Annotated in this window: 16 protein-coding genes and 2 tRNA genes; 2 read left to right on the forward strand and 16 right to left on the reverse strand. The window is 59.2% G+C overall.

The window, feature by feature from the left end:
• Positions 1-115: 115 nt before the first annotated feature.
• The 16 genes from GH769_RS14925 to GH769_RS15000 all read right to left on the reverse strand — a co-directional run bounded on the left by GH769_RS14925 (position 116) and on the right by GH769_RS15000 (position 7,737).
• Positions 116-191 (reverse strand) — tRNA-Ile (locus tag GH769_RS14925).
• Positions 192-195: 4 nt separating this feature from the next.
• A tRNA-Gly gene (locus GH769_RS14930) sits at positions 196-283 on the reverse strand.
• A gap of 289 nt (positions 284-572) precedes the next feature.
• The gene (locus GH769_RS14935) at positions 573-872 is read right to left on the reverse strand and encodes a hypothetical protein (RefSeq protein ID WP_153649819.1); all 300 of its coding nucleotides are present in this window, start codon (positions 870-872) and stop codon (positions 573-575) included.
• 157 nt (positions 873-1,029) lie between these two features.
• Entirely contained in the window at positions 1,030-1,710 is a 681-nt protein-coding gene (locus GH769_RS14940) for a hypothetical protein (RefSeq protein ID WP_153649820.1), read from the reverse strand.
• Positions 1,707-2,288 (reverse strand): recombination protein NinG, encoded by a 582-nt coding sequence (locus tag GH769_RS14945; RefSeq protein WP_153649821.1) that lies wholly within the window; start codon positions 2,286-2,288, stop codon positions 1,707-1,709. Before GH769_RS14945 ends, GH769_RS14940 begins: the two co-directional genes overlap by 4 nt.
• Positions 2,285-2,440: a hypothetical protein gene (locus GH769_RS14950; RefSeq protein WP_153649822.1), complete on the reverse strand. Its 156-nt coding sequence runs from the start codon at positions 2,438-2,440 to the stop codon at positions 2,285-2,287. The genes GH769_RS14945 and GH769_RS14950 overlap by 4 nt, the downstream gene beginning before the upstream one ends.
• Positions 2,440-2,856, reverse strand: coding sequence for a recombination protein NinB (locus GH769_RS14955; RefSeq protein ID WP_153649823.1), 417 nt, complete (start codon positions 2,854-2,856; stop codon positions 2,440-2,442). Before GH769_RS14955 ends, GH769_RS14950 begins: the two co-directional genes overlap by 1 nt.
• Positions 2,853-3,329 (reverse strand): hypothetical protein, encoded by a 477-nt coding sequence (locus GH769_RS14960; protein ID WP_153649824.1) that lies wholly within the window; start codon positions 3,327-3,329, stop codon positions 2,853-2,855. The genes GH769_RS14955 and GH769_RS14960 overlap by 4 nt, the downstream gene beginning before the upstream one ends.
• A complete protein-coding gene (locus GH769_RS14965; RefSeq protein ID WP_153649825.1) occupies positions 3,326-3,844 on the reverse strand; it encodes a hypothetical protein in 519 nt (172 codons plus the stop codon). The genes GH769_RS14960 and GH769_RS14965 overlap by 4 nt, the downstream gene beginning before the upstream one ends.
• Positions 3,841-4,179, reverse strand: a complete 339-nt coding sequence (locus GH769_RS14970; protein ID WP_153649826.1) for a hypothetical protein — start codon at positions 4,177-4,179, stop codon at positions 3,841-3,843. The genes GH769_RS14965 and GH769_RS14970 overlap by 4 nt, the downstream gene beginning before the upstream one ends.
• Positions 4,176-4,364: a DUF1382 family protein gene (locus GH769_RS14975; RefSeq protein ID WP_153649827.1), complete on the reverse strand. Its 189-nt coding sequence runs from the start codon at positions 4,362-4,364 to the stop codon at positions 4,176-4,178. Before GH769_RS14975 ends, GH769_RS14970 begins: the two co-directional genes overlap by 4 nt.
• Positions 4,364-5,170, reverse strand: coding sequence for an ATP-binding protein (locus GH769_RS14980; RefSeq protein ID WP_153649828.1), 807 nt, complete (start codon positions 5,168-5,170; stop codon positions 4,364-4,366). Before GH769_RS14980 ends, GH769_RS14975 begins: the two co-directional genes overlap by 1 nt.
• The gene (locus GH769_RS14985) at positions 5,160-5,966 is read right to left on the reverse strand and encodes a phage replication protein (protein ID WP_153649829.1); all 807 of its coding nucleotides are present in this window, start codon (positions 5,964-5,966) and stop codon (positions 5,160-5,162) included. The genes GH769_RS14980 and GH769_RS14985 overlap by 11 nt, the downstream gene beginning before the upstream one ends.
• Positions 5,966-6,823 (reverse strand): BRO family protein, encoded by an 858-nt coding sequence (locus GH769_RS14990; protein WP_153649830.1) that lies wholly within the window; start codon positions 6,821-6,823, stop codon positions 5,966-5,968. Before GH769_RS14990 ends, GH769_RS14985 begins: the two co-directional genes overlap by 1 nt.
• Positions 6,824-6,892: 69 nt before the next feature.
• Positions 6,893-7,507 carry a hypothetical protein gene (locus GH769_RS14995; protein ID WP_153649831.1) on the reverse strand — a complete coding sequence of 205 codons (615 nt, stop codon included), beginning with the start codon at positions 7,505-7,507 and terminating at the stop codon, positions 6,893-6,895.
• Positions 7,508-7,557: 50 nt separating this feature from the next.
• Complete coding sequence (locus GH769_RS15000; RefSeq protein WP_153649832.1) at positions 7,558-7,737, reverse strand: Cro/CI family transcriptional regulator; 180 nt, start codon at positions 7,735-7,737, stop codon at positions 7,558-7,560.
• A 109-nt stretch (positions 7,738-7,846) separates the two neighbouring features.
• On the opposite strand from GH769_RS15000, the gene GH769_RS15005 reads away from it, so the two are divergent.
• Positions 7,847-8,506: a LexA family transcriptional regulator gene (locus GH769_RS15005; protein WP_153649833.1), complete on the forward strand. Its 660-nt coding sequence runs from the start codon at positions 7,847-7,849 to the stop codon at positions 8,504-8,506.
• Positions 8,507-8,520: 14 nt separating this feature from the next.
• Positions 8,521-8,778, forward strand: coding sequence for a hypothetical protein (locus tag GH769_RS15010; RefSeq protein WP_153649834.1), 258 nt, complete (start codon positions 8,521-8,523; stop codon positions 8,776-8,778).
• Positions 8,779-8,831 lie beyond the last annotated feature (53 nt).

Below are 8,831 nucleotides of genomic sequence, written 5' to 3' on the forward strand. Positions count from 1 at the left end.
GATCAATGCCGAGGCCCTGAAAAGGCACCGAGGCACTCCCCCTCGGTTGCTCAAGTTGTTTTGGCTCCCTGAAAGGATCTCAGATCTACACCGCAGAGGCTTGAGGCCTCATGCCTGGTCGGCCCGTAGGGGCTTGAACCCTCTTCCCCCGGTTATGAGCCGGGTGCATCAACCTTCAATGCTTCGGGCCAGATTTGGAGCGGATACAGGGAATCGAACCCTGATCGAAAGCTTGGAAGGCTGTCTAGCGACCTGCGCTACCCGCAATTGCGCGTCTTTCCGCGCTGTCTGCCAAAGACCTTCCCGGCGTCGACACCCTAATGCATCGATCTCGCCTTTCCTGTCTCGCGCCACCCTGTAAGCACAGTGAGATCAGGGTGCGCGGGCTGCCGGTGTTTTTCCGTAGCGCTGCACTACCGGCTTATCAGCGTCCAGGCCTTCCGTGAGGCTGCCCTGGCTGCAGTGAAACTGGGTACATCTGGGAAAGCACCCACTTGGGTAGCTGCTTTCCTCGGAGGTACAAAAAAGCCCGGCGCGTATGTCCGGGCTTTTTCTGTTGCTTCCAGGCGTATTCAGCAGGGGGTCAGGCCGACGCCATCAGGGGCAGGCTTGGCCGAAGCCATCACGAAGTGGTTGCTGGATGCGCGCAGGTTGGAAGCGAGACCTTCATCGGTCGACTGGCTACCCGATCGCCACATTGCCAGGGTCAGTTCCAGGCGATGCATCGCAACGCCTTGCGGCTCGCTCAGGCCGTACGCGGACACATACGCAGTACGGTAGGCGCTGGTAATCGGCTCGGCGAATGCCGACAGTGAGAAACAGGACAGGCAGGCAGCAAGCGCCAAGCCCAGGTAAGCGGACATTCGCTTCATCATTCGGCATTCCTTTCGGTGGGTTTCTTAGGGCAATAAAAAACCCGGCGCGATGGCCGGGTTCTTGTAAGTCAGTCCTACACACGCAGGAATGACAGGATGGGTGAATAATGCGACATGGCGACATGACATTGCAAGCCCTTTTGAGGGACTATTTTCACGCAGCCTCCACCGATAGCACTTCGGCCGCTTCGAGCAGGTGTTGCGCCTCGGTCAGCGCCTCATCCACAAGACCTTCCAAGGCGTCCTTGATCGACTTGTTCCAGCGCTGGTAGGTGCGCTCTGTGAGCCCCTGGTTGTCCCATGTCGCCATGTCGTAATTGGAGTCAGCCAGCACGATCATGTCGCTTGATCGGCATTCTGCGCGGGCCGCTGACGCTTTGTTGGCACGATCCACTGTTGCGCGTGCCGCATTGTTGCGCCAGTCCCACTTTCCTGGCTCCCGCTCATCGATGCGCGGCTTTGGAGCCGCGACCTTCACCGCTTCTCGGCGCACTCCCCTGATCTGGGGTACTGCCCATGCCTGGACGGCCTTCTGCGTGAACAGCATGGGGGCCGGGCTGCGGAATGCTGCAACCAGTCGGCCAATAGACTCGACCTTCCTCCCCTTGTGCGTGCTGTACTTAGCAGTGAGGGCGTTCCAATGCCGCGGCGAGAGCTGGGCGTGCAGGACCTTGTGCACCATGCAGTCGATCAGCAGGGCCGCATCCTTGCCGGTGATCTCGCCCTTCAACTTACTGGTCTGAACCTTCGGCTCGAAGTCGCAGCCGCCGGCGCTGTTGATGGTCTCAGAGGCCAGGGCCCGGACTACTGCGGATATCACGTTGCGATAGATCATGCTGCAGCCCTCTTGAGTTCTCTGGTCTTTGCCCGGTATTCGGCGGTGATGGCTTTCAGTTGCTCGATGGTGTACTTCTTTGGCTCATGAGGCCCTTCCAGCCATTCCACGGCCTCGGCGCCGATACGCTTCACCAGCTCAATGCGGTAATTCACTATGTCGCCCGACTTGTGGTTGTTGCATGGAGCGCATTGCTTGTGGACATTCAGCGGCTCGAATCTTATGGCTGGGTTTGCCGCAACAGTCCGATAGTGCCCAGCGTGATATTGGCCGTCATGGTGGCGACCACAGCTCACGCAAGGCAGATCGGCATCACGTAGGCGCACCCATTCGTTGAAGGCCTGCTGAGTGTCCTTGGCATGATCCGCCCTGCTCTTCAGCTTCTCCTTTCGGACCTTGATGTCCTTGCGCTCAATGTCGGCCAGGGCCTTGCGTGCCTTTGGCGCATGCCTCGGCCCGTCGATCAGTGCGCAGGCTGGGCTGCACACCGCCTGACCCATTCGCGCCGGGACGAATGAGGCCCCGCACGTAGCAACGCGGCATTTCTTCGGCTTGGCCGGCTTCCGTTCGATGGTCATAGCGCCTTCCTCGCTGCCCGCTCTACTTCCGCTTTCCGGTCGCGGCGCTTGCGCTCGAAGTCTTTCGCCGAGCGCTTGCGGCGGTGATCGAGCACCACACCAATGACCAGGGCCAAGACAATCAGGACTCCGTAAACGTCTGCGTAATCCATCAGTACCTACCTCCCCAGTTGTCCTTCTGCGTCCACCGCACCTGGTGCTCGGCGCCGAAAGCAAAAACCCATTCGATCAACTCGCCGCACTGCTTCACAGTGAGCTTGCTTGTGCGCTCGTAGATGACGTCGAAGCCGTTCCCGTCTACCGCAGGTATCATCTGCGGTTGATCGCCCGACTCACGCAGCCAGGCGGCGGTCAGCAGGCGCTTCCAGATCAGGACGCCCCACTTCTTGCCCGCGTGCTCGACCTGGGCGGCGATGTCGGCCAGCGCCGCGTGCAGGGCCTTGTTCTGCTCCCCGCTACGGTCCACTTCGGTAATGGCCAGCTTCTTTGGCTTGGCCAGGTCCAGGCCGGCGATGTAGCCCATGGCCTTGTTGCGGTCTGATTCGTTGCGGATCTGGATGCTGGTCATGCTGCAGCCTCCGCCAAAGTCGCGCCCGCCCGCTTGGCCAAAAGATGGTCACGCGAGATGAAGGCGTCTACGACAAACCCGCCAAGGTCGACCGCCAGCGAAATGCCATCGCCCTTCCCGCGCGCGACGTAATACTTGCGATCCTCGCGCCCTTGAACCGGATCAAGGACGAAGTAGCCCTCGTCAGTGACCTCGATCAGGACCTGGTGGTTACCGCCTTCGATGTTGAGCGAAGGTGACGTGCACAGATAAACACCCTCATCTGCCAGCGGCGGGCAATCCAGACTGAAGAACGCCGTGTATTCAACACCCAGGCGCTCAAGCATTTGCCGCAAGGTCAGATCGCCGTCGCGATAGGGCTTGTGCATCTCTTCGATGACCTCCTGTGCCGGCCGTCCAACGATCATTGCCATGCAGGTCGACACGCAGCTGTACGGACACGGTTGCATTTGGTGAGCGATTATCGGGCTCATGACTTCTCTCCCTTGCCCATGGCGGCGTCGGCCATGGCCTGATCACACATGGCATCCATTTTTTCAGGAGTCATCTTTCCCCAGGCATGAGGGAATGCCTGAAGATCGTTCGCCAGTATCGAAAAGAATCTCCAGCGTTCAGCATCCTTGCGCAGCGCCTCGTTCTCGGCCTTGAGCTGGTCTCGCTCGCCGGTGACATCAATCAACTTGGCCGCATTGCAATCGCATTGGCCGCGCCATTCGCCGACGATGTCATGCACATCGCCTGTGTCGCCGCAGCTCCAGCAAGAAGGCCCGTTACGCCAAACCTCAAGCTCTTGCGCAAGATCACGTTCGGTTACGCTCCGCAACGTCTTCAGGCGCTGGTTTTCGGCGATCAGGGCCAGGACCGTTTCCGGGTTAACCTCTTCGTGGAACTGCTGGAGCGCACGCATCTCCTCGCCTTCGCCAGCGAACTTGATGGTGTCCTGGGCGGCGTATTCGGCAGCCTTCTGGAGGTCGATATAGTCGGTCATAGCTCTTGCTCCAGCGACTCACCGCCATCACCCGGCGTAGATCCAGCCTTCGCCAGCGCAATTACCTTCTCGGCCTGCTCCAGCAATTCTGGGTACTGATCATTCCAATTCTGCTTGTAGGCCTTGGCCATCATCGCTTCGAGGGCCTTCAGCAGCTCTGGAGCGGTGCGCATGAGGTAGGCATTCGCCCAGCTCTCGTCGCCAATTACATATTTGATGCCGTTATGATCCATGGCGCCAATGGTGGCGACCTCAAGAGGCTCGCCATCTCGCATGACGCAGACGCAATAGTCCTGGCGGTCTACGAGCCATTCTTCTTTGGTGTGATTGCTCATGTCCGTTGCTCCGCTGCTTCTGCGATCAATGCCATGCGCTCAAGGCGCTCAGCGGCTTGGCTCGAAAGGTTCACACCGTCGGCCTCATCCACCACCGGCATGCACACGAAACGGATTCCGTGCTTGACCAGGGTGTTCGCCACTTCAAGGGACTGGCGTAGCTGTGCTGGGTTTGCTCGCTTCATCAAAAGCCCTCCTTGCCGCGCTGTGATTCCCATTCGAACGGAACGACGATCAGGCCGCCCTCGCGCAACCGGTCGACGCAACGGTCACCCATCGCCCGGCCAAGCTCGCCGGCGCCCAGATTCGAGATGATCACCGTCGGCGCTTCACGCTCGTACCGGCCATTGATGATTGCGAACAGAGTGGTCAGCTCGAAGTCGCTCGGTTGCTCCTTGCTCACGCCGATCTCGTCCAGCACCAGCAGGTCGGGATTGATCAGGCTCGACAGGATGTCCGACTCGGACAGCTCGCTCTTGCGGTCGAAGGTGGCCTTAATGGCCTGCAGGACGGCTCCGACAGTGCGGTACACCGCGGTTCGGGAGGTCTTGTGCAGTAGCTCGTTGGCCATGGCTACGCCGAGGTGAGTCTTGCCGGTGCCAGGCTTGCCGATCAGCACCATGCAGCGCCCTGCATCGCGGATCTGGTCGAACGTGGCGACGTAGTGGCGGCAAAACTTCAGGGCTCGGCGCTGCTCGTCATGCTCGGCCTGGTAATTATCCAGGGTGCGGCTCAGGAAGCGTTTCGGGATCAGCGCGTCACCCAGCTTGCGGGCCAGGGACAGGCGCAGCTCGTAAGCTTTCTCGGCCTTGGCGCTTTCCTCGCGCTCGATAGCGATGGCGCGCAGACACTCAGGGCATCCGCCCTTCAGCTCCCGCCCGAGTATCACGGTGACCTTCTGGTCGAATTTGCCGTGCTTCTCGCAATCGGCCGGCTGGGTGCGGATCGGCAATACGCCATCCGAGACGGATACAGTCTTCTCAGAGCGCATAGGTGCCGTCCTCCCGCTGAGTCAGGCCAGCGGTGTAGTCGCGCTCAGCGAAACCCGTGTGGCGTGATTGCGGGAACTGGTGGACGTTGCTGGCAGGCTTCACCTCGTCCTCCCAGCGCTTGCCGTTGAGCCAGGTTGCCGGGTGCGGGATGAATTTTCCGCCATCCTTGACCCACGCCTCGGATACGACCTGCTTGGATAGCCCTTCGGCGATCAGGGCGAACAGGTCGTCAGTGACCTTGTGCTTCTTCCACGCCTTCTCCGCAGCCACCTTGCCCTTCTTGTTCGGGTACAGCTTCCAGAACTTCGGGAACAAGTCGCCACTCGGCGAAGTCGGCAATGCCGGAGGCGTTGACGGGTTTCGGGAATCAGCAGTCAGGGATCCGGAATCAGGAATCAGAGAATCAGCCGGAGCACTTCCGACAATGGTAGAAGTAGTTCCGCCAAAATCGGGAGTGATACAACCCTCTGACACAGAAGGGATAACCGACTCCGGTTCATTACGATGCGGGTTCTGATGTTTGTCGAAGTTCTCGACCTGGATGAAGCGTTTGACACCTACGGTGTAGCGCGTGATGAACCCTTCGGATGCCAGCCAAGACAGCAAGCCTTCAGTGTCGATGCGGTCACGGTAGGGGAACAGTTCACCCTTGATGCGTATAGGGCGATCCTCAAGGCGCCCCGCCTTGTCGGCGAGCAGCCAAAGCCCCTCAAACAGAAGCGTCAGCATTGGATCGGCCACGCCCAAGACTTCGTTCTTGAACAGGGCTGGCTTAATGTTGCGTGCGCGGGCCATTACTTGGCTCCTTTGCCGACAAGGCCGGCCAATTCAAGGAAGCGATCCACGTACCAGTGAGGCTGCGTCTCGCGGGGGCATTGAGGGCTGGTGAGGTTCTTGCCGTAGGCCATGCCCTTCTCGGTCACCGACCAGAAGTCGACAACTTCCTGCTTGGAGTTTTTGCGCTGGAGAACCTTGAGGAAGCCGTGGCCCTCAAGTGCAAGGTTGAAGGCGCGGGCTGTGCTGGCGATGGAGTGATCTTTGATGAGGGCGGTGATTGCCTTGGTCGGCATCGAAGATCCGCCAGCGGCATCAGGGGCGGCGTCAACGGCGTAGCCTGGGAGGAACTTGGCGTCCAGGCCGTTGTTGGCGGCGATCTTTGCCAGCATCAGCATCTTGCTGGAGTTCGCAGGCTTCAGGAGGCGGTCGAAGCATTCCAAGATTGCGAGTTCGCCGACGATCTTGGAATTGTTCGGGCCCTGGGCGGAAAACGAGCCGGTCTTGCGGATGCTCGGCAGCACCTGGCCCACCACCCACTCTTCGAACTTCTCGGCGGCCGGCAGCTTCGACTTCATCACCAGCCGGTACAGGTCCCGCTCCGGAATGATGGTCATGAAACCACCACCCTGTTTCGGGGTAGTGGTCGCAGCCTTGCAATGGCGGGCCACCGCGTTCTCCGGTTTGGAGTAGCCGAGGGCGTCAGCGACATCGCGCGCGACGAACCACGGATCACCGAGCTTGTCAGTGATGACCCGGATCGCCGCGCCGTCGAAGTCGAACGGGATCACTGAGGAATTGCGCGCCACGTTTTCAGATTGCGAAAAACGTGGCGCGGAAATGTTGGGGCTATTGATCGATTCAGTGTGTTGGTGCATGATTCGCTCCAGTTGTTTACCGCTGTAGAAAAAGCCGACCTTGACCGTCGGCTTTTTTGTGCCTGGCATTCAGGCGATTGATTTCAGTGCAGGCTTGCCGTTAAGCAGAGCCTCAGCCTTTCGGCGCAACTCCCCCGCCTTCGCTTCAACTTGGCGGCACTGCTTGGCGAACGCTGGCAAGTGCGGCAGGTCCTGCTCGCACATCACTTGGTCGTCAAACACTTCGCTGCCCGTGTCGATCACGTCGCCCAACGCGCGGATCAGTGCGCCGAAGCTTTTGTTCGCGCACTGGTCGCTGGTCATCTGGCGGGCGCCGGTCAAGCCGTGGCGGCTCGCCAGCTCGTTCAGGCAGTGATCGCGGTATTCAGGCTCAAGGGCGCTGACCCACGACTCCTCCAGCCAGGACGGCATTTCCTGATCGCCGTTTAGCCAGCGCTGTACACGCTTAAGCCAGCGGCCGGTTGCTTTCACGAACTCATTCACGTCGCCGGTCAGCTCCACAGATTTGAAGTCCGGGACGTCTTTCTTCTTGGCGCGATCAGGAATCGACAGGTGCAGTTCGCGGCTCAAAGCCTGAGCGAAGTCGTCCTGGCTCAAGCTGGTGCGCGCGGTCTGGTTTTGAGCATGGGCGACCAGCACCTGATCACGGGTTTGTACGGTGTGTCTGGAACTGGACGTTTGCATGGGGACAGCTCTCTTCTAATCTGGATTCAATGGAGCGGCGGACAGGGGTGTCAGGCGGCCTGGACCTTCTTTGCTGCCTTGAACTTTCCCTTGGAAAGAACCTGAATCTGGTACTGCCGGGATTCGGGAATGGTGTCCCCCCACATGGTCACGGCGCTTGGGCGAATGCCCAGGGCCAATGCCAGCTTTGTCTTGCTGCCGAAGAATTCGGCGACTTCATGCGTATTCATTTCGCATCCTCGTTCGACTCTGGCGCAATTTCAGCATGCTTAAGTTATCGAGTCAACGGCGTTTTCTGGCTACTGCATGCTTAAATTCAGTTAACTTAATATTGAGTCCATGGAAAGACACGAACGTATTGCCCGCGCTATACAGCTCAGCGGGAAAAAGAAGGGCGAAATTGCGTCGCTTTGTGGGGTCGCAAATTCTGCTGTTACTCAATGGATTACTGGCGAGAGCAAAAGCCTGCGGCCAGAGAATCTCTACGCCTTGGCGAAAGCCACGGGCTTTAGGGCTGAATGGCTTGCCATTGGTGAGGGGGATGAGAAGGAGGCTTCAGAGTCGAACCTCTCCATAACTTCGCAGCCAGCTCTATCTTTCCGCTATCCGGTGATTAGCTGGGTCTCTGCGGGCGCATGGTCTGAAGCCGTGGAGCCCTACCCCGCTGGAATTTCGGATCGCTACGAGTTTTCCGAATACAACTCGAAGGGCCCCGCGTTCTGGCTCGAGGTCAAAGGCGACTCAATGACCTCTCCGGTCGGCACGAGCATTGCCCAGGGCTCACTGATCCTGGTGGACACCGAAGTCGAGGCGACACCGGGCAAGCTTGTCGTGGCCAAACTGCCAGACAGCAATGAGGCGACCTTCAAGAAGCTGGTAAGTGATGGTGGCAGGCTCTACCTAAAGCCGCTGAATCCCGGATATCCGACTGAAGTGTTTGATGAGAATTGCCGGATAGTCGGCGTAGTTGTCCAAGCCACCCAGAAATTTCACTACTGAGTGCGGAGGCTGTGATGGCCCTGACCAAGCCCAATCAGCAGCTGCGCCGCGACCTGAAAGAGGCCGCGGCTACCCTTAAGTGGGCTGGCGTTGATTTGTTTGGCGTCGCGAAACGCATGCTGGCGGCTGGTGATGAGCAAGGCGCCAACGATCTGATGAAGATCGCCCTCTCCTTCCAGGAGGCCGAGGACAAGCTGGCGGGTTATGCGGATGAGGTGAAGGCGGGAAGGATTGTGCGGGACCGTGCAGAACCAGCCAAATCTACCTTATAAGGAGTGTCGACTAAAAATCGGTCGATGCGTAGACTGAATGTCAAAATGAGAGG

Source organism: Pseudomonas sp. CFSAN084952, assembly GCF_009648855.1.
Lineage (GTDB): Bacteria > Pseudomonadota > Gammaproteobacteria > Pseudomonadales > Pseudomonadaceae > Aquipseudomonas > Aquipseudomonas paracarnis.

Coding starts and splice junctions, on each gene's coding strand:
- GH769_RS14975 (WP_153649827.1), bottom strand. CDS start 4,364: ATGAAGCGAGCAAACCCAGCACAGCTACGCCAGTCCCTTGAAGTGGCG.
- GH769_RS14965 (WP_153649825.1), bottom strand. CDS start 3,844: ATGACCGACTATATCGACCTCCAGAAGGCTGCCGAATACGCCGCCCAG.
- GH769_RS14980 (WP_153649828.1), bottom strand. CDS start 5,170: ATGCGCTCTGAGAAGACTGTATCCGTCTCGGATGGCGTATTGCCGATC.
- GH769_RS14995 (WP_153649831.1), bottom strand. CDS start 7,507: ATGCAAACGTCCAGTTCCAGACACACCGTACAAACCCGTGATCAGGTG.
- GH769_RS14970 (WP_153649826.1), bottom strand. CDS start 4,179: ATGAGCAATCACACCAAAGAAGAATGGCTCGTAGACCGCCAGGACTAT.
- GH769_RS14940 (WP_153649820.1), bottom strand. CDS start 1,710: ATGATCTATCGCAACGTGATATCCGCAGTAGTCCGGGCCCTGGCCTCT.
- GH769_RS14945 (WP_153649821.1), bottom strand. CDS start 2,288: ATGACCATCGAACGGAAGCCGGCCAAGCCGAAGAAATGCCGCGTTGCT.
- GH769_RS15000 (WP_153649832.1), bottom strand. CDS start 7,737: ATGAATACGCATGAAGTCGCCGAATTCTTCGGCAGCAAGACAAAGCTG.
- GH769_RS14950 (WP_153649822.1), bottom strand. CDS start 2,440: ATGGATTACGCAGACGTTTACGGAGTCCTGATTGTCTTGGCCCTGGTC.
- GH769_RS15010 (WP_153649834.1), top strand. CDS start 8,521: ATGGCCCTGACCAAGCCCAATCAGCAGCTGCGCCGCGACCTGAAAGAG.
- GH769_RS14960 (WP_153649824.1), bottom strand. CDS start 3,329: ATGAGCCCGATAATCGCTCACCAAATGCAACCGTGTCCGTACAGCTGC.
- GH769_RS15005 (WP_153649833.1), top strand. CDS start 7,847: ATGGAAAGACACGAACGTATTGCCCGCGCTATACAGCTCAGCGGGAAA.
- GH769_RS14990 (WP_153649830.1), bottom strand. CDS start 6,823: ATGCACCAACACACTGAATCGATCAATAGCCCCAACATTTCCGCGCCA.
- GH769_RS14935 (WP_153649819.1), bottom strand. CDS start 872: ATGAAGCGAATGTCCGCTTACCTGGGCTTGGCGCTTGCTGCCTGCCTG.
- GH769_RS14985 (WP_153649829.1), bottom strand. CDS start 5,966: ATGGCCCGCGCACGCAACATTAAGCCAGCCCTGTTCAAGAACGAAGTC.
- GH769_RS14955 (WP_153649823.1), bottom strand. CDS start 2,856: ATGACCAGCATCCAGATCCGCAACGAATCAGACCGCAACAAGGCCATG.